Source organism: Flavobacterium sp. GL_143, from assembly GCF_057834355.1.
Genome location: NZ_CM174401.1, coordinates 2,618,590 through 2,638,085 on the forward strand (window position 1 = coordinate 2,618,590; position 19,496 = coordinate 2,638,085).

Below are 19,496 nucleotides of genomic sequence, written 5' to 3' on the forward strand. Positions count from 1 at the left end.
ACTCCTTTTAATTAACAATTTATTCGTGAAAAGGACTTTTTCAGTGCCCTCGCCGCGACGAATGGGATTTTCTGAATTAGTAAGCTTGTGTGATATTAGAATTTTAAAGCTACAGTTAATTCAAAATCATCATTGATGGTTTTGTCTCCTAAGTTTTCAAAGAAGTTTCCTGAGTTGTATTTAATATCATATTTAGTTCTGTCAACTTTAAATGCAGTTGTAGCAGTGTTACCATTTACAGTAATATCAAAAGTTACTGGTTTAGTAATTCCTTTGATAGTTAAATCTGCAGTTACAGTATAAACATCAGTTGCTTTTGCTCCGATAGTTTTGAAAACTAATTTAGCAGTTGGGAATTTTTCAGTTCCAAAGAAATCATCTGCTTTCAAGTGACCGTTTAATTTTCCTTGGTATTCACCAGAAAGGTCAGTTGCGTTAATAGATGTCATATCTACAGTGAAAGTTCCACCAGCTAATTTTTTTCCTTTAAATACTAAAGCACCATCTTTTAGGTTTACAGTCCCAGAGTGTTCTCCAGTTACTTTTTTTCCTACCCATTTAACAGTACTTGTTTTAACGTCAACTTTTTTAGTTTGTGCGTTAATTGAAACTGATGATAAAGCTACTACTAGAGCTAAAGCGATTGATTTTAAATTTTTCATTTTGTTTGATTTTAATAAATTTGGATTAATAATTATAGTTTGATAAATAATTCTTCTTGAGATTTTCTTACTTTTTTATGATGCTGTGTTGCATCTTCTTCGTGTCTGTATCCTACAGTTGCGATAACAGAAGCGTTTAAATTTAAAGCATCTAAGCCTAAGATTTCATTAAATGCAGCTGGGTCAAAACCTTCCATTGGCGTAACGTCAATTTTTAATTCTGCAGCAGCATTCAATAAATTACCTAAAGCTAAATAAGTTTGTTTAGATGCCCAGGTATTTTTTACATCTGCTGGAAGTGTAGAGATTTTAGATTTCATAAAATCGCTATATCCAGATAATGATTCAGCTGGGATTCCTCTTGTTTCGCTAATATTTTTGATAAAACCATCAATTTCTGCATCACCAATATTAGTATCATTTGCAAAAACAACCAAATGAGATGCTTCAACAATTTGAGATTGTCCCCAAGCTACTGGTTGTAATTTTGCTCTTAATTCTGGTGACTCAACAAAAATTACTTTATATGGTTGTAATCCGTATGAAGACGAGCTTAAACGTATCGCTTCTTTAAGTATATTTAAATCTTCTGTTGAGATTTTTTTGGTCGCATCAAACTTTTTGGTTGCGTATCTCCAATTTTGATTTTCTAGGAAAGTATTCATGTTATTTATTTGTATTAATTTTTTTGATTTCTAAATTTCTCTAATAATTCATTTAATAATTCTAATTCTTCTGTTGTCAGGTTTTCAGAAAAAACAGTTTCGTGTTCAATTACTTTTGGATCTAGTTCTTTTAAAACACCCAATCCTTTTTCTGTAATCGATACTTCTATTTTTCTTCTATTATTTGGGCATACATTTCTGGTGACAAAATCCTTAAGTAATAATTTATCGACTAATCGGGTTGTATTGCTTGTTTTTGCCAGCATTCGGTCCTGTATAACACACATGTTAGCTGGATTTCCTTTTTGCCCTCTTAATATACGCAACACATTATATTGTTCTCCTGATAAATCATAAGGTTTTAAAACCTCATTAAATTTATCCTGAAGTACATTTTGTGTATACATGATATTCAGAATAACTCTTTTTGGATTATCCATCTTAACGGTACTTTTTATTACATCTTCAATTGTCATAGTCGTCAGTGTATAATTTGTATATACAAATGTAGTATGTTTTTATTGTTGTATATACAAATGTGTTGTTAAATTTACGTTAATATTATTGAAGGGATTTTTTCGTGGTTGGAAATCGAGTTTAAAATTAGGAAAATATAATTTATAATTTGAATTTAAGGTGTTGATTAATTGAAGTTTAATTCTTTCTTAAAGTGGCGTGAGTCTTTACGGAGGACTTGAATTTTGGCAAAGATCTCTGATTGAAGTGCAAAAAAGAAACCCGACAGATTTTTAAAATCTGTCGGGTTTACTGTCTTAAATAAGTGAAATATAATATAAGTTATTTTTCGCTTAAGGATTCTTCTATAAAGGTATTTATTATTTTTTGTTCTTCGATTGTTGCGTCATTGTCCATATCATTATGATTAATAGTTGTGAATAGAACTTTGATTCCATATTTTTTTTGTTCTTGTTCCGTAGGTAATACCCCTTCGTCTGCGCTATAGTTTTTAGAACGCAACGTATATACTTTAGGTTTATAAACTCTGGGAAGAGGCATTCTTCGGTTATCCATTGTTATAATTCTATAAACCAATTCAGGATATTTATGAGCAAATAGAGCTGTCATATCTCCGCCATTCGAATGTCCAATTAAGGTTAGATGTTTAAAATCTAACTCAGGATTTGTTTTTTTAAATTCATTCAATACATATCGAATGTTTTCAACACCTCGATCCCAATTTGGTCTTCTGGTAATTTTTAAATCTCCTTCCATTGCAAGAAGGTCATCAGTTGGTAATTCGTGTTGAATACTGACAACAAAATATCCTTTTGACGCTAAATTTTCAGTTAAATGGGAATAAATCATATTATCTCCACCTTTGTTTTCTCCATATCCATGACTGAAAATTATTACCTGTTGGTTATTTATTTTCTTATCTGTATTTGGATGATATATGGCAACAGGAATTTTTCTATCTCTTGAATTATCAAATATTTCTATGTTGTCCAACTTAACGTCATAAGTAGTATTTGATACTTGACTATTCGTTTTCTTATTGCCTGAACAGCTTATCAATAATAAGCAAAGTAAAATCTGAGAATATATTTTGGTCATTTAGCGATGCTTCTATAAAATTGGTTTGCAATGATATTTGATAATTAAAGTGTAATGAAAACCTGTTAGATGCAATTTTTTAACACATAGAAACATAGAATTTTTTAGCTAAAAAAAGGCGTTTCACTTATTTTAAATACATCCCGAAGCTTCGGGACTAGATATGTGAAAGAAATGTGTTTCTCTTTGCATTCTTTTTCACACATAAAATCTATGTTCCTATGTGTTTAATTAAGTTTTTTAATGAATTGCATTCAACGGATTAATAATATTAATGAGGTAAATTATCTTTAAAATAACCATAAACCCAAGTTCCTAATATTGCGCTTACCAATGTTACTGCAATTACTGTAACTCCAGTTCCTATTTGTGCAAATAGGGGACCAGGGCAAGCTCCGGTAATTGCCCAACCAAATCCAAATAACAATCCGCCATAAATCTGACCTTTACTAAATGTTTTAGGCTCAATCTTGATTTCTTCTCCCTGAATAGTTTTTACCTTGAATTTTTTTATCAAAAAAACAGATAGCATTCCTACTGCAACTGCGCTTCCGATTACACCGTACATAAAGAAAGATTGTAAACGGAACATTTCCTGAATACGATACCAGCTGATGATTTCGGCTTTTACGAATACTATGCCGAATACAATTCCGACAAGCATATATTTTAAGTTTGAAATTTTCATTTTTAAAGTTTTAAAGTGAAAGTATATAAGGAAGAATCAGGTTTGCCATAACAAATCCGCCAATCATAAAGCAAATAGTTGCTACCAGCGAAGGCCATTGCAAATTAGAAATTCCCATGATTGCGTGTCCACTTGTGCATCCTCCCGCATAACGCGTTCCGAAACCTACAAGAAAACCACCTACTACAATCATTATAAAACCACGTAGGGTTAATAAACTTTCCCATGAAAAAAGCTGAACTGGCATTAATCCCGAATTATCGGTAATACCATAAGTCGCTAACTCAGTTGTAAGTTTTGAGTTTATTTCGATAGCATTTGGATTCGATAAGAAAACAGTTGCTATTATTCCGCCTAAGAATATTCCGAAGACAAAGAATAAATTCCAACTTTCTTTTTTCCAATCATATTTAAAGAATGAAATATTTGCAGGAATGCACATAGCACATATATGGCGTAATGATGAACTAATACCAAATGCTTTGTTACCAAAAATTAATAATATCGGTACAGTCAATCCAATTAACGGACCTGAAACGTACCAAGGCCAAGGTTCTTTTATAATTTCAATTAAATTCATTTTTCTTTTTTTTAGGTTTTGAGAGGCAAAGGTTCAGAGGATAAAACCCAAGAGCATAAGGAACTTTGAGAAAAACTCAAGTTTAAACTTAGTCTGCGCATTTTTGTCATTTCGACGAAGGAGAAATCTCCACGAGTAGCTCGACAATTTAAGAAAAAAACGGTGAGTTAGTTTCTTGCGGAGATTTCTCCTTCGTCGAAATGACAAGCTTGGGGTTATATGTAAAACTAAAGTTTCTTACGCTCTAGGACTAAAACCTTTGTAGCTTTGAACCTAAGTACCTTTGTTACTTATTTACTTTAAAACTTTGCTTTGACAAACGAAATCTGATTTTGGAATTGTAGTTTTTGCAATAGCATTAAAACCACCTTCAACTTCGGTGAAGTTTCTAAATCCGCGTGCTTGTAATATCGATGCAGCAATCATACTTCTGTATCCACCAGCGCAATGCAAATAAAAATGCTCTTTTGGGTCGATATCTTTTACCCAGTCATTAATATAAGCTAATGGTTTGTTGTAAGCATCTTCTATATGTTCGGCACTATATTCAGTTTCTTTACGAATGTCGATTACTTTGTTTTCTTCAACCTTAAATTCATTTGCAAATTGGTCAGGTGTAATTCTGTTTACCGTATCAGTTTCGTAACCAGCATTTTTCCAAGCATCAAAACCACCTTCAAGATGTCCGATAATCGAATCAAAACCTACACGACTTAATCGGGTTACAGCTTCTTCTTCCAGTCCTTTTTCGGTTACTAATACTATAGGTTGTTTTACATCGGCAATTAAAGTTCCTACCCAAGGAGCAAAATCACCGTTGATTCCGATATTTACCGATTGCGGAATAAATCCTTTGCTAAAATCGCCATTATTTCTAGTATCCAAAATCAAAGCACCAGTTTCTTCTACTACTGCTTCAAATTCGTCAACTTTTATAGTTTTCATTCCGTTATCTAAAACAGATTCAAAACTTTCATAACCACTTTTGTTCATAGCCACATTCATGCTAAAATAAGCAGGAGGAGGTAGTAAACCATCGGTTACTTCGGTAATAAATTCAGCTTCGGTCATATTAGCACGCAAGGCATAATTGGTTGCTTTTTGGTTACCAATTGTCGATACCGTTTCTTTACTCATGTTTTTACCACAAGCACTTCCTGCACCGTGAGCTGGATATACAATAACATCATCTGCCAAAGTCATTATTTTAGTTCGTAACGAATTAAATAATATGGCTGCTAATTGTTCTTGTGTCATCGAAGTGGCTTTTTGAGCTAAATCGGGACGACCAACATCTCCAATAAATAAAGTATCTCCAGAAAAAATCGCATAATCTTTTCCGTTTTCATCAATTAATAAATAAGTAGTGCTTTCCATGGTATGCCCAGGAGTATGCAACGCTTTTATTGTGATGTTTCCTAATTTAAACTCTTGTCCGTCGGTTGCAGAAACACAATCGAATCCACATTCGGCATTTGGACCATAAATAATCGGTGCACCAGTTTCTTTACTTAAATCAACGTGTCCTGAAACGAAATCGGCATGGAAATGAGTTTCGAAGATGTATTTTAATTTTACTTGGTCACGATTTAAACGGTCTAAGTAGGGTTGTATTTCTCTAAGCGGATCTATAATCGCAGCTTCGCCATTTGAAGTAATGTAATAGGCGCCCTGTGCTAAACATCCGGTATAAATTTGTTCAATTTTCATTGTTGTGTAATCTTAAATAATGTTTTACAAAGGTAACTTTGTTTTTTTGGAAAATAAGTGACTAATGTTACAGAATTTTTTTTGAGCTAAAAAAAAGAAAAATTGAACTGTATGAGTGATATAAGTAAATAATAGTCAGCCTATTTATATAAAAGTTAAATTAACTTAGATCACTTATAATCTAAAAAAAAATAATGGTAGGGTAGTTAAGTAAGTAATTCACCATATAAGTGATATAAGTAAATGTAAGTTAAGCTATTTGAGTGAAACTTAAATGGGCTTAAATGACTTAAATGGTTTAAAAAGATAATGGTATAGTGTTTAAGTAAGTAATGCTTGTTTTTAGTTGTGTGGTTTTTATGTAATTAGTGTTTTAGCTGTTTTTGAACTAACTAAAAATTTTTATAAAGGCAAGGTGATAAAGTTTTTTTTATGTCATTAAATGTTACATTTAATAGGTAAATTTGCGAAACCTCATAATAAAATAAAATACGCTAGTATGGAAGAAATGCTTTTTTATGACCGAATGCAATTCGCATTTACAATAACTTTTCACTACCTCTTTCCGCAACTTACAATGGGACTTTCCTTAATCATTGTATATTTTAAATGGAAATATTTAAAAACTCAAAACGAACAATACAATCATGCCACTCATTTTTGGATGAGAATCTTCGCGTTGAATTTTGCAATGGGTGTTGTTACGGGAATTCCGATGGAGTTTCAGTTTGGAACCAATTGGGCTAAGTTTTCGGAATTAACAGGTGGAATTATTGGGCAAACTCTTGCCATGGAAGGGATGTTTTCTTTTTTCTTAGAGTCATCATTTCTTGGAATATTCCTATTTGGAGAAAAACTACTCGGACATAAATGGCATTTTGTAACCGGATTACTGATATGTATAGGTTCGTGGGCTAGTGGATTTTTAATCATTGCCACACATTCGTGGATGCAAAATCCTGTGGGATATGAAATCCTTGAAAACGGAAGATTTGTACTAACTAATTTTCAAGCCTTGTTCCTTAATCCTTGGTTGTGGCCTTCATATTTACACAATCAGGCAGCTTCGATGGTAACAAGTTCATTTGTTGTTGCAGGAATTGGTGCTTTTTATATTTTGAGTAAAAAGAATTTGACTTACGGGAAATTATTCGTGAAAACGGGTGTTATCTTCGGATTGATTTCGTGTGTAATTGTTGCAGTTCCTACAGGTGATTTACTGGCTAAAAACGTGGTAAAATACCAGCCTGTAACTTTTGCAGCTATGGAAGGAATTTTTCATACTGAGAAAAAAGGTTCTGAAATTGTTCTTATCGGTCAGCCCGATGTAAAAGATAAAAAACTAGATAATAAAATAGCCGTTCCTAATATATTGAGTTTCTTAACTTACGGAAGCTGGCATGAAGAAATAAAAGGATTGGATCAGTTTGACGAAAGTGTTCATCCTACTAATATATCTGGATTGTATTATGCTTATCATATTATGGTAGGACTAGGGACAATTTTTATAGGATTGATGGCTATGGCGGTTTTACAACTTTGCCGAAAAAAACTATTCGAAACCAAATGGATTTTATGGTCGCTACTTTTTATGCTTCCGTTTCCTTATATCGCCAATACTACAGGATGGTACACTGCCGAATTAGGACGTCAGCCGTGGTTGGTTTATAATTTATTACGCACTGCCGAGGGGGCTTCGCCAACGGTTTCCTCAGGGAATACATTATTTACATTATTAGGATTTATAGGATTGTATCTTTTATTGGGCATGTTGTTTTTGCTTATGGTTGGAAAAATCATCAATAAAGGACCTCACACAGAAAAAATATAATTATGGAGTTTTTTTGGTACGTAGTTTTAATGGGAATTCTAGCTGTTTACATTGTGTTAGATGGTTATGATTTTGGTGCAGGAATTATTCATTTATTTTTTGCCAAAACAGAAAAAGATAAAAAAGCGATAACCAGTGCGATTGGTCCTTTTTGGGATGCCAATGAGGTATGGATTATTGCCGCGGGAGGTGTATTATTTTTTGCTTTCCCGATTTTATATGCATCATCATTCAGTGGATTTTATTTGCCATTGATTATGATTTTATGGTTGCTTATTTTTAGAGCAATCGGACTAGAAATGCGTGGACAGATTCATCACCCGATGTGGGAAGTAATTTGGGATAAAGCATTTGGAATTGCGAGTCTACTATTGGCTTTATTCTTTGGGATTGCTTTAGGGAATATTGTTCGTGGTGTGAATCTAGGTATGGTTGTAAATGGTGTTTCTACTCAGGAAGCTCATTTTTTCTTTTTGCCTTTATGGAATCCGACTTTTAGCCCGCAAGCCCATGAATTAGGAATTATCGATTGGTTTACGTTGTTTTTGGGGATTGTAAGTGTTGTAGCACTTACGATTCATGGCGCAAACTGGATTATTTTTAAAACCAATTCTTCATTAAATGAAAAGCTTAAAAAGGTAGTTTTTAGACTCAATATAGTATTACTGATTTTGGTATTTATTTCCTTGCAAATCTGGCATTTTATTGAGCCAAAACCTTTTCATAATTTTATTAAAACTCCAATACTTTGGATATTCCCATTAATTACCTTTATTGGGATTGTGGGATTGTTCAAGGTGCGCACGTATAAAAAAGACGGAATGGGGTTTGTGTTTTCAACATTGTTTCTTGTGGGAGGTTTTGCTTCTACAGCAGTTTCAATTTTCCCGAATGTTTTACCATCTACTAACAATGTAAATCCTTCATTAACGATTTATAATACGGCTGCTCATGAATACGGATTAGAGGCTGGAATGAGTTGGTTTTTTATCGCCTTGGCTCTTGTTATTGTATATTTTATTATTCAATACCGGGTTTTTAGTGGTAAAATGGATGATATTGGATATGGAGAACATTAGAGTGTTTTGATCAAAGCCATTGAATATTTATGGTAAAAATAATTTTATTCAATTATGATTAAATTTAAAAATGAACCTGAAACATGGAAGAGACTAGATTATGAAATTATATCCAGGGGGTTTTTAAAGCCCTATAATGATTATCAAGTTTTAAAAGATAATACGGAATGGCTTGTTTCAGAAGGATATAAAATTATTACGTTTGATTGTGAAGAATGGGCTGATAAAAAAGTAATGCATGGTTCGTTGCATAATGAATTTGCTTTTCCGAACTATTATGGGCATAATTGGGATGCATTGCAAGAATGCTTAAATGAAATAGAAATTCAGGAGAATGGTCTTGTAGTCATATTCGATAATTTTAATAGTATGAATATAAAAGATGCTCATACTTTAATCGATGTATTTGTGTCAAGTGCTCAAAGGCATTTAATATTTTCAGAAAAACTTTTAGTTTTAGTTAAAGTTGAAAATAGAAATTTTAATTTAAATCCTTTCGGTGCTAATAATTTCTATTGGTATTAAATAGTTAAGCAATCTCCCGTTGTGTTTCTTTTAATCTTTGTCAAAGTTTTTACTTTGACAAAGATGGCTTTAGAATTTTACTGAATATGTTAGATTGCGTTAGGGATAGGAGCGTTATCCTTTTTATTTTTTTTCTAATAAAAAGATATAGCAGATAGCCCGACCGGAGGGAACGCCCAAAATATAAGTTGGTAACATGAGTTTCTGTGGTTTTAATCTTTGTCAAAGTAAAAAGAACTTTGACAAAGATTATTCTACGATGTCTTTTATGAAATCAACGAATGAATCTGAGTATTTTTCGAATTCCCATTTTCCATTTCCGTGCATACTTGTATAGATTGGTGCATCATTGCTTGTGATGTTTGCAATATCAATACAATAAGGGTCAGCACCAGCGTCGGCTATTACAATATAATTTGATGGCCAATCTTCGAGAATTTCGTTTGTTATTGAGTTGAAAGAATAACCATTTTGAGATTTGATTAAATCATCGGCTCCATATAAATTTAATCCCTGAAAGAATTTTTCATCGTCGATAAAAACATTGATAGGAGAATAGTTTTTAAGAAACAGTAAATAATTCTCAGGTAGTTTCCACTTTTTCTCTATTACAGCAATTTTGTTTTCGTCTGCTATTGCCAGCCAATCAGTAGGGTTTGATAAATCTTGTTGTTTGTTTCTTTCTATTTCTAGTTTATCGTTTAGTTTAGAAACTGCTTTCTCTAGTTCTGTTTTTGGATTTTTTAGTGTGGGATGAATTTGAGGTTTTTTATGGCCTGAGCCTTGTTTGTACGCTTTGCTTTGCCAATCTAATAATTCGTCAATCCTAAAGTTTTCAATTTTCCAATAGCCAGGATCTTTTGGTAAATCACGGTCAAAAGGTTGCTTGCTGTGTATTGCAATACTTTTGATTGCTTTTGCACGAACTTCTGTCGGTAAGCTTTCGTTTTGAGCTAACTCAATGAGAGTTTTATATGCTTTTATTCCTTTTGTTTTTATAAGTCCGTCGATTCCCCAATAGGTAAGTTCTGGTTTTGTAATTGTCCACTCGAAGAAGTCACTATAATTTGTTTCATCTTCTTGTACAAGGTCAATAATATCAGTCAACAAGAAATTTCTCCAATGCAGCATTTTGCCATCTTTTGAATATTGGATTAAAATTTCGATAACTTTTTCTCTGTCTGTAGTGGAGAAACTTTTTATTAGTTTGTCTTTTATTTTTGAAAATTTGCTTCCGTCATCTTCTGTAAATAAACTTTCTTCGAAGTGTTTGATTGTTTTTGCCATAAGGGTGATTCGTAATGAATATCATTATTCTAAACGTACTAAAATAAAATCCTCAATTCTACTTTTGCTTAGTGAATTATGGGTTTTAATTTTTGTCAAAGTAAAAAAAAACTTTGACAAAGATTGGCTTAAACTTAAAATCTTAAAAGAAAACTTCCTTTGTAATAATATAAAATCCCATTATTAGTACAAACCAACCAAACATTGGTTTTAGTTTAGTTCCGTCAATTTTTTTAGAGAGCTGTGTTCCTATGAGCATTCCTAAAAGTGCGATTCCAGAAATTTCTAATAAGAAGATATAATTTACTGGAGTTCCAATATATAGATCTCCTCCAAAACCTATAGATGAATTAATGAATATAATAAGCAATGATGTTCCTACGGCTTGCTTCATAGGTAAATTGGCAAAAAATATCAGCGCTGGAATAATTAAAAATCCACCGCCAGCACCCAGAAATCCTGTTACAATACCCACAATAAACCCGATTATACTTAGTTGGGTGTAGTTTGTTGTTGTAGGTTTTAGTTCGGCTTTGTTTTTTCTAATCATAGAGATTGCAGCTGCTATCATTAATACAGAAAAAATAAGCATGATTAAAAAGTCTTTGGAAACGGTATAAGAAGCAACAGAAAATAATGTTGATGCGATTTGAGGGAAAATTACTTCTCGTATAATTAAAATAGAAACTACTGATGGAATAGCAAAATACAATGCCGATTTCAGTTTAAGATTCCCCATTTTGTAATGGCTATAACTGCCAAATAAAGCAGTGATTCCGACTATAAACAATGAATAAGTTGTTGCTTGCTCTGGATTTATCTTAAATAAATAAACTAAAATAGGAATAGTAAGGATTGAGCCTCCTCCGCCAATTAAGCCTAACGAAAGTCCTATAATAATTGAAGCAAAATAACCTAAATATTCCATTGATGTTTTTTTTGATACAAAGGTTGTTCCTTAAAACGTAAGGCACAGTAACATTTATCACATTGGGTTTATTAAATACAAATTTCGTTTCAACGTTAAAAAATATTTACCATTAAGAAATTAAGTTCCATTAACTTCAAACCTTAATTTTTCTTAATCTCTTAATGGTGAAAAAAAATGTTTTAAATGTTTTTTTTAAATAAGCGCAATACATTTATCACACAAGATTTGCTATTCGTTTCAACGTTAAAAAATATTACCATTAAGAAATTAAGTTCCATTAAATTCAAACCTTAATTTTTCTTAATCTCTTAATGGTAAAAAAGTTTCAAACATTCTATTTTAAAAGCTCAATTTGGTTTCGGTTTAGTTTTACCAAACCACGTTGTTCCATTTTTTTTAATAAGCGCGATATTACTTCTCGTGAGGTATTAAGTTCTGTAGCAATTTCCTGATGTGATACTTTTAATTCGGTGCAACCACAAGCGTCTTTATGACGTTTTAGGTAAAATTCTAATCGTTCATCCATAGAACGGAAAGCAATACTATCGACAACTTCTAAGACTTCTTCAAAACGACTTCTATAGGTTTCAATCACAAATTCGTACCAAGTACGGTGTTCCATCATCCATTTATCCATTAAGTTTAACGGAATCATGACTACCGAAACATCTTCGACTACTTTTGCCATTATCTGACTTTTCTCGCTCTTGGTTGCGCAAATCATCGATATGGCACATGCTTGACCTGGTTGTAAATAATACATAAAAAATTCGCCGCCATCTTCACCTTCACGGTAAATCTTGATTTTACCTTTGGTTATTAAAACAGTGTTTTTTATGTATTGTCCAGTTCGCATTAAAATAGTTCCAGTTTCAAAATCCTGCATACTGGCATTGCTTTCGATAGCTGAAATTAATTCGTTGGAAAAGTTTGGAAAGATATTTTTTAAAGGAGTTTGCATTGATGTTGTTTTTTGTACTAATTAGTAATGGTTTTATTCATTAAAATCAGCGCTTTCGATATAATAGGTATTGATTATTTTTTGAAAAGATTCTAATTTTATATTTTCGGATTTGATTATTTTTCCGTTTTTATAAATATGATATTCTCCGTTATTAGATGGTTTTTCAGTCCATAAAATTCCGTTTTTTATTTTTCCTGATTCATCTGTAATTAGATAAGCAGTTGTATTTGTTGCTGATTCAGCATTTATTTTGTCTCGATATTTACTCATATAAATTCTGTAAATAGCATCTTCTTTAGAGAAAAAATCGGCAATTTGATTAAAAATGGAGTCAACAGTTACATTGTTTTCTGATGTTTTTAAGAAGAGAAATAACTTATAGCTTTTTTCGAAATCATCTCCATGGGCATCAGCCATATTGTTTTTATAGAGATAGCTGGTTTTTTCATTATCATATATTCTATTCGAAATTTTACTTTTTTTGGGTAAGTTGTTGATGTTGAAATCTATTACTTCGAGGTAGAAAATTTGTTTGCCCTTATAAATAAATTCGCTAACCTTCTTTTTATCTTTTACATATATTTTGATAATAGCATCTTGCTCGTTTAAATTTTTAACCACAATTGTATCATTCTCTTTGGTAAAGAAAAAGGAGTTATAGTAGCTATTGGCATAAATTTGTACCGCAAAACTTTCGAGTTTGTCATTATTATATTTTTTAATAATTTCTCCACTTTCAATTTTAATTTCTTCGGTTCTCAGATTATTTTTTTCGTTCTGTGCTGTAACAGATAAACCGCAAAATAGAAGTATTGTTATTATTAATTTCATTTTAATGTGCTAATTATGAGTAGAAAAATTTTTGTAATAAAATTTAAATTTTGGTAACTTAATTACAAAGATAACCGATTATTGTGGTATTAATTATATAGAGTTTATGTTTAAATGCCAATTTACTCAAATAATAATATCCTATTTTCTATGGGTTTTGTAGACTGTATTTTTGAAAATTATTTGTAGAAAACAGAATTCATTGATTATTATATCTTTGCTAAAACGTTTTCTACGAATTATAATATAAATCATAAATAGGAGGTTTATAGTTTGCCAAAAACGTTGTAATTTTACCTAAAAATACGATATCATGAATTTATCACAAGAAGATTGGGTAGCTCAATTTGAAGCTGACGAAAATGCAGTTATACTTGATGTAAGAACTGAAGACGAATACAATGATGGCTATATAGAAAATGCTCTTAATATTGATATCAATAAAGGACAGGCTTTTATTTATGAGCTAGAGGAGTTAGATAAAAATAAAAATTATTATGTGTACTGTCGTTCTGGAGCGAGAAGTGCAAAAGCGTGCCAAATAATGAATGAGATGGGGTTTAATAACGCCTATAATTTATTAGGAGGTATACTGGACTGGGATGGAGAAACAGTAACACCATAAAAATAAGAAGAGGCGCGTGCCTCTTTTTTATTTTCTAAAAACTAAATAACCAAAAAACAAAACAACCAAATAATGAGTTTTATACCAGAGGAATACCAAATAAATACTCCATTGGTACAGGATACCTATCTTGTAAACGGAGAGTTAAAAAAATGGACAGGGCAAACCACACCTGTTTTTTCTACCATATCATCTACCGAAAAATATACGCCTACTTTATTAGGATCTATTCCTTTTATGGGAGAGGCCGAAGCTATGGAAGTTGTAGAGTCTGCAACTGCTGCTTATAATAAAGGACAAGGTTTATGGCCTACAATGAAAGTTGTGGATCGTATAAAATGTATGGAGAATTTTGTTTCCCAGATGAAAACGACCCGTACCGAAGTTGTAAAATTATTGATGTGGGAAATCGGGAAATCATTAGGAGATTCAGAGAAAGAATTTGACAGAACTGTAGAGTATATTTACGATACTATCGAAAGCTATAAAGAGTTAAATACTAGTGGAGCAAGTTTTACCAAAGTACAAGGTATAAACGCTATGGTACGAAGAGGACCTCTAGGAGTTGTATTATGTCTTGGACCATACAATTATCCATTAAACGAAACATTTTCATTACTTATTCCGGCATTGATTATGGGGAATCCTGTAATTTTTAAACCGGCTAAACACGGTGTTTTGTTATTATCACCTTTATTAGAAGCTTTTAGAAGTAGTTTCCCGAGCGGAGCAATTAATATTGTATATGGTAGAGGTAGAGAAGTAGCATCGCCAATAATGAAATCTGGAAAAGTTGATATTCTGGCTTTAATCGGAAATAGTAAATCGGCTATTGCGTTGCAAGATCAACACCCGAATAAAAACAGATTGCGTTTGGTATTAGGATTAGAAGCAAAAAATCCTGCGATAATTTTACCAGATGCCGATTTAGATTTGGCTATTCAGGAATGTATCGTTGGAACATTATCTTTTAACGGACAACGTTGTACTGCCCTAAAGATTTTATATGTACACGAATCTATAGCCGAAGAATTTAATAAACGCTTTGCAGCAAAAGTAGATTCGTTGATTTTTGGGAATCCATGGGATAAGTCAGTTTCGCTTACGCCACTTCCAGAGCCAGAAAAACCACATTATATTCAAGAATTAATACATGACGCTACTCATAAAGGAGCTAAAGTAATTAATGAAAAAGGAGGATTACGCACGGATAATTACATATTTCCAGCGGTTTTATTCCCAATAAATAAAAAAATGCGTGTATATCACGAAGAACAATTTGGACCAGTTGTACCTATCTTGACCTTTAAGGATATTCAAGAACCGTTAAATGATATGGCTGAGTCTAATTACGGACAACAAGTAAGTTTGTTTGGTAAAGACATCAAAACGATTGCACCACTTATAGATACTTTGGTAAATTTAGTGTGCAGGGTAAACCTGAATAGTTCTTGCCAGAGAGGACCAGACGTTTTCCCATTTACGGGTCGTAAAGATTCGGCTGTAGGAACCTTAAGTATTCACGATGCATTGCGTTCGTTTTCTATTAGAACATTCGTAGCATCAAAAGATAATGATTACAATAATGCCATTTTGCAAGAATTATTAAATAGTAAAGAATCGAATTTTATAAATACCGATTATATCTTGTAGTAGCTATTTTTTAATGTTTAAAGCCGTCTTAATCCATTTGGAGTAAGGCGGTTTTTTTTATTTTATATAAGGAGACTTAGTTTTAATTGTAGTATTTTTGCTTCAAATTATTATTTAGAATTACAAAAATACCATGAAAAATTGTATGTTCCTTTTTCTCTTTTTATTTTCATTTCAGTCTTGGTCACAGTCAGATCAAAAAATGTGGCTCCAAAAGAATAAATATGATTCGGCTATTTCTTATTTTGATAAAAATGAATTTGCTGCAGCGGCAGACTTTTTTTTATTTGCTTATAAAATAAAACCAGATTCTGAATTAGGGAAAATTTCTAAAAATAAATTTGATTCGTTAAAACCAGTTATCAGAAAAAAACTAATCGATAAATTGGCTGGAACATGGAAAATGAACGGAAATATTCCGAGTTGGTCACATAAGAATTTAAAAAGTGATAAGATTGAAAATGAGTTGATGATTATTGATGCCGATAAAATTTCGTATTATTTGCAGAATAAGAGTACGAATGAAATGAAATTGATTAAAACAGAAGAGATTATTTTTTATGATTCTTTTGAAAAAAACAATCACATAACAGAAATGTTAACTTCGGATAAGCGATTATGGAGTTATTATATAGATGAATATTCAAAAAATCTCCGAGCTATTAATACTGGAAAAATAACAGATTCGGGTAAAGCTAAAATTGATTTAGATAATGAAGAAATATATTATGAACGAATCAATCAGGATACAAAATAAACGATAGTATTTTAAACCGTCTTAATCCATTTGGAATAAGGCGGTTTTTTTATTCTGTTAAAGAAAGAACTGTAAGTTGGTTTATTTGAGTGATTTAAGATAATTATTTGGTTAAAGTATAAGATAATAGAATAAATTTGAAGAATAATTGTAACAACTTTATGCTATTCATAACTAATCAAGAATACTATTGATAATCATCAAAAAATAACCAACTATGAAAAGAAAAATATCTCAATTACTGCTATTTGCATTTATAGGTATGGCACAATATAGTTTTGCACAAGAACTATATATGCCAAGAAATATAAAAGAAGCTTACGCAAAAGGAACTCGTTCTATGGATGGGAAACCTGGGAAAAACTATTGGCAGAATCATGGAAAATATACAATTGATATAACAGTAAATGCTGATACTAAAATTGTAAGCGGTACAGAAACTATTATTTACGAAAACAATAGTAATGATACATTGCAGAATTTACCAATTAGGTTTGTAAATAATCTTCATAAACCATCTTCGCCAAGAAGTGGAGACGTTAGTAATGATTTCTTGAGTGATGGATTAACAATTACATCTTTAAAAATAGAAGGAGAAACTTATAAAGAAGATGGAAGAAGTTGGGGAACAGTAGGGAATGTAAAAATGAATAAGCCAATGCTTCCTCATTCTAAAATCACAATTAATATCGATTGGAATTATCCTTTATCTAAAGAAAGCGGCAGGGAAGGACAAATAGATAATACAACATTTTTTGTTGCATATAGTTATCCTCGTGTCACAGTTTTTGATGATTACAACAATTGGGATAGATTGCCTCATACTGATCGTCAGGAATTTTATAATGATTTTAATGATTATGTATATTCAGTAAAAGCACCCAAAAACTATGTGGTTTATGGAACAGGAGATTTATTAAATCCTGATGAGGTTTTGCAACCAGAATTTTCGGCACGATTAAAAAAATCATATACTACAGATGAGATTTTGCATATAGCAAATGAACAAGAGATGAAAAGTGGTTCTGTTACTAAACAAAATGATTGGAATATCTGGAAATTTGAAGCCAAAAATATTTCAGATGTATGTTTCGGTTTAAGTGATCATTATTTATGGGATGCAAGTAGCGTTGTTGTAGATAAAAAAACAAATCGTCGTGCAAGCGTTCAGGCGGCTTACGATATAAAAGGAACTGATTTTGTAGTTTCTGTAAAAAATAACAGATATGCGCTGGATTGGTTTTCTAACAATTGGCCAGGAGTTCCATATCCATTTTCTAAAATGACAGCGTTTCAAGGTTTTGCCGATATGGAATACCCAATGATGTGTAATGATTCTCAAATGGGAGATCCTGTTTTTGCACAATTGGTTCAGGATCATGAAGTGGCACATACTTATTTCCCTTTTTATATGGGAATAAATGAAACACGTTATGCATTTATGGATGAAGGTTGGGCAACCACATTCGAATATTTAATAGGTATTTCGCAACACGGTAAAGAAGCAGCCGATGAATTTTATAAAAAATTTAGAGTAAATAATTATATAAATGATCCATCTACAGAAGAAGATCAGCCGATAATTTCCATGTCTACACAAGTTTCGGGTGCAGGATATGGAAACAATTCTTATGGTAAAGCATCATTATCTTATATCGCCTTAAAAGATTTGCTAGGAGATGATCTTTTTAAGAAATCACTACATGCTTATATGGATAATTGGAATGGTAAACATCCTATTCCGTGGGATTATTTTAATTCATTTAATACAGCTTCGGGTAAAAATCTGAATTGGTTTTTTGATAATTGGTTCTTTACAAATAATTATATTGATATCTCAATTGATAAAGTTGATGTAAAAGCTAAAAACACAGTGGTTTATATTAAAAATAAAGGAGGATTTGCAATCCCTTTTGATGTAAATGTTGTGTATGCAGATGGTACAAAAGAAACATTACATGAAACTCCTGCAACATGGAAGAGCAACCAAAAGAAGACTTCTGTCAATTTTAATACAACCAAAGAAGTAAAATCTGTAACTATAGATGGTGGAATTTTTGTAGATGCAACACCAAAAAATAATACTTGGTCAGCTAAATAATAATTTTAAATCTAGAAAATAAAAAACCGTCTCTTTCTTTTATAGAATGAGACGGTTTTGTTTTTATAATAAGTTTTCTTTTTTATCGGGTAAAAACCAAATGATTTCCTTTAGAAAGATTAGCATCAAATTGATATCCTTCGTAATTAAAACCTTTTAAATCGTCAATAGTTTCGGCATTAGTATCTATAATATAACGCACCATCATTCCTCTTGCTTTCTTGGCGAAGAAACTAATTATTTTTAGTTTTCCGTTTTTATAATCTTTAAAGTCAGGAGTAATTACAGGCACTTTTAAAGCCTTAACATCTACAGCCGAGAAATATTCATTACTGGCAAGATTTACAAACAATTCACCTTTTTTAAGTTCCTTGTTTAATGTTTTAGTAACCGTTTCTTTCCAGAATTCATATAGGTTTTTTGCTTCACCAATAGGTAATTTAGTTCCCATTTCTAATCGGTAAGCCTGAATTAAATCCAATGGTTTTAAAATTCCATATAAACCAGATAGTATGCGTAATTTATCTTGTAAGACATCTAGTTTCTCTACCGGAATTGTATAAGCATCTAAACCAGTATATACATCACCATCAAAAGTAAATACTGCAGGACGTGCATTTTCTGGCGTAAAAGGAGTTTTCCAATCCTGATTACGTTGCCAGTTTAACTGAGCTAATTTATCCGAAATATCCATTAATTCAGATAATTCAGCAGGGTTTTTGTGTTTTAAAACTTTATGAACTTGTCTGGCTTCTTTTAGTAAGCTAGCTTCGGTATATTGAGAAGTTGGTAATTCTTTTTCGAAATTTAAAGATTTTGCAGGCGATATAACAATTTTCATTTTCTACTTTTTTGTACAGATTCAAAAGTACAAATTGAAATCAAAAGAATAACAGATACAGATTGATTTGTTTGATACTATCATAAAGACATCATATTAATAGCTGTTTTTTTGCCTCGTGGATAGATTAATTGGTGGGAATTTATATCTGAAAAGTAGTTTGCTATCGATAACGGATAGTTTTTGACGAA

General features: G+C 31.8%; 19 protein-coding genes. 7 read left to right on the plus strand and 12 right to left on the minus strand.

The genetic code is table 11. The features are described 5' to 3' along the window. Window positions 1-95: 95 nt before the first annotated feature. From AC3IPI_RS11575 to AC3IPI_RS11605, 7 genes are all read right to left on the minus strand, one after another. On the minus strand, window positions 96-662 hold the full coding sequence (locus tag AC3IPI_RS11575; protein WP_039116031.1) for a YceI family protein: 567 nt from the start codon (window positions 660-662) through the stop codon (window positions 96-98). A 32-nt stretch (window positions 663-694) separates the two neighbouring features. Continuing rightward, window positions 695-1,327: an NAD(P)H-dependent oxidoreductase gene (locus AC3IPI_RS11580; RefSeq protein WP_489159104.1), complete on the minus strand. Its 633-nt coding sequence runs from the start codon at window positions 1,325-1,327 to the stop codon at window positions 695-697. A 14-nt stretch (window positions 1,328-1,341) separates the two neighbouring features. Further along, window positions 1,342-1,803 (minus strand): MarR family winged helix-turn-helix transcriptional regulator, encoded by a 462-nt coding sequence (locus tag AC3IPI_RS11585; RefSeq protein ID WP_039116029.1) that lies wholly within the window; start codon window positions 1,801-1,803, stop codon window positions 1,342-1,344. 322 nt (window positions 1,804-2,125) lie between these two features. Further along, a complete protein-coding gene (locus AC3IPI_RS11590; protein ID WP_489159105.1) occupies window positions 2,126-2,902 on the minus strand; it encodes an alpha/beta hydrolase family protein in 777 nt (258 codons plus the stop codon). Window positions 2,903-3,173: 271 nt separating this feature from the next. Beyond that, window positions 3,174-3,590, minus strand: coding sequence for a DUF6691 family protein (locus tag AC3IPI_RS11595; RefSeq protein WP_081912428.1), 417 nt, complete (start codon window positions 3,588-3,590; stop codon window positions 3,174-3,176). A 10-nt stretch (window positions 3,591-3,600) separates the two neighbouring features. Then, window positions 3,601-4,170, minus strand: coding sequence for a YeeE/YedE family protein (locus AC3IPI_RS11600; protein WP_039116026.1), 570 nt, complete (start codon window positions 4,168-4,170; stop codon window positions 3,601-3,603). Window positions 4,171-4,464: 294 nt separating this feature from the next. Further along, window positions 4,465-5,880 (minus strand): MBL fold metallo-hydrolase, encoded by a 1,416-nt coding sequence (locus tag AC3IPI_RS11605; protein ID WP_489159106.1) that lies wholly within the window; start codon window positions 5,878-5,880, stop codon window positions 4,465-4,467. A 499-nt stretch (window positions 5,881-6,379) separates the two neighbouring features. On the opposite strand from AC3IPI_RS11605, the gene AC3IPI_RS11610 reads away from it, so the two are divergent. From AC3IPI_RS11610 to AC3IPI_RS11620, 3 genes are read left to right on the plus strand one after another with little or no spacing between them, the layout of a single operon-like run. Beyond that, window positions 6,380-7,711, plus strand: coding sequence for a cytochrome ubiquinol oxidase subunit I (locus AC3IPI_RS11610; protein WP_039117822.1), 1,332 nt, complete (start codon window positions 6,380-6,382; stop codon window positions 7,709-7,711). Between the two features lie 2 nt (window positions 7,712-7,713). Further along, window positions 7,714-8,790 (plus strand): cytochrome d ubiquinol oxidase subunit II, encoded by a 1,077-nt coding sequence (gene cydB / locus AC3IPI_RS11615; RefSeq protein ID WP_489159107.1) that lies wholly within the window; start codon window positions 7,714-7,716, stop codon window positions 8,788-8,790. 54 nt (window positions 8,791-8,844) lie between these two features. Further along, window positions 8,845-9,315: a barstar family protein gene (locus AC3IPI_RS11620; protein WP_489159108.1), complete on the plus strand. Its 471-nt coding sequence runs from the start codon at window positions 8,845-8,847 to the stop codon at window positions 9,313-9,315. A gap of 249 nt (window positions 9,316-9,564) precedes the next feature. On the opposite strand, the gene AC3IPI_RS11625 is transcribed toward AC3IPI_RS11620, so the two are convergent. The 4 genes from AC3IPI_RS11625 to AC3IPI_RS11640 all read right to left on the minus strand — a co-directional run bounded on the left by AC3IPI_RS11625 (window position 9,565) and on the right by AC3IPI_RS11640 (window position 13,328). Beyond that, window positions 9,565-10,602 carry an SMI1/KNR4 family protein gene (locus AC3IPI_RS11625; protein ID WP_489159109.1) on the minus strand — a complete coding sequence of 346 codons (1,038 nt, stop codon included), beginning with the start codon at window positions 10,600-10,602 and terminating at the stop codon, window positions 9,565-9,567. A 142-nt stretch (window positions 10,603-10,744) separates the two neighbouring features. Next, window positions 10,745-11,530 (minus strand): sulfite exporter TauE/SafE family protein, encoded by a 786-nt coding sequence (locus AC3IPI_RS11630; protein ID WP_489159110.1) that lies wholly within the window; start codon window positions 11,528-11,530, stop codon window positions 10,745-10,747. 337 nt (window positions 11,531-11,867) lie between these two features. Next, window positions 11,868-12,494 carry a Crp/Fnr family transcriptional regulator gene (locus AC3IPI_RS11635; RefSeq protein WP_323491052.1) on the minus strand — a complete coding sequence of 209 codons (627 nt, stop codon included), beginning with the start codon at window positions 12,492-12,494 and terminating at the stop codon, window positions 11,868-11,870. A gap of 33 nt (window positions 12,495-12,527) precedes the next feature. Next, window positions 12,528-13,328 carry a hypothetical protein gene (locus AC3IPI_RS11640; RefSeq protein ID WP_052249992.1) on the minus strand — a complete coding sequence of 267 codons (801 nt, stop codon included), beginning with the start codon at window positions 13,326-13,328 and terminating at the stop codon, window positions 12,528-12,530. Between the two features lie 313 nt (window positions 13,329-13,641). On the opposite strand from AC3IPI_RS11640, the gene AC3IPI_RS11645 reads away from it, so the two are divergent. The 4 genes from AC3IPI_RS11645 (at window position 13,642) to AC3IPI_RS11660 (ending at window position 18,464) form a co-directional block, all read left to right on the plus strand. Next, window positions 13,642-13,953, plus strand: coding sequence for a rhodanese-like domain-containing protein (locus AC3IPI_RS11645; RefSeq protein WP_039117816.1), 312 nt, complete (start codon window positions 13,642-13,644; stop codon window positions 13,951-13,953). Between the two features lie 72 nt (window positions 13,954-14,025). Further along, window positions 14,026-15,606, plus strand: coding sequence for an NADP-dependent glyceraldehyde-3-phosphate dehydrogenase (locus AC3IPI_RS11650; protein ID WP_489159111.1), 1,581 nt, complete (start codon window positions 14,026-14,028; stop codon window positions 15,604-15,606). A 202-nt stretch (window positions 15,607-15,808) separates the two neighbouring features. Beyond that, window positions 15,809-16,363 carry a hypothetical protein gene (locus AC3IPI_RS11655; protein WP_489159112.1) on the plus strand — a complete coding sequence of 185 codons (555 nt, stop codon included), beginning with the start codon at window positions 15,809-15,811 and terminating at the stop codon, window positions 16,361-16,363. A 217-nt stretch (window positions 16,364-16,580) separates the two neighbouring features. Beyond that, window positions 16,581-18,464, plus strand: a complete 1,884-nt coding sequence (locus tag AC3IPI_RS11660) for a M1 family metallopeptidase (RefSeq protein ID WP_489159113.1) — start codon at window positions 16,581-16,583, stop codon at window positions 18,462-18,464. Window positions 18,465-18,546: 82 nt separating this feature from the next. On the opposite strand, the gene yaaA is transcribed toward AC3IPI_RS11660, so the two are convergent. Continuing rightward, the gene (yaaA, locus tag AC3IPI_RS11665) at window positions 18,547-19,305 is read right to left on the minus strand and encodes a peroxide stress protein YaaA (RefSeq protein ID WP_039116013.1); all 759 of its coding nucleotides are present in this window, start codon (window positions 19,303-19,305) and stop codon (window positions 18,547-18,549) included. Between the last annotated feature and the right edge of the window lie 191 nt (window positions 19,306-19,496).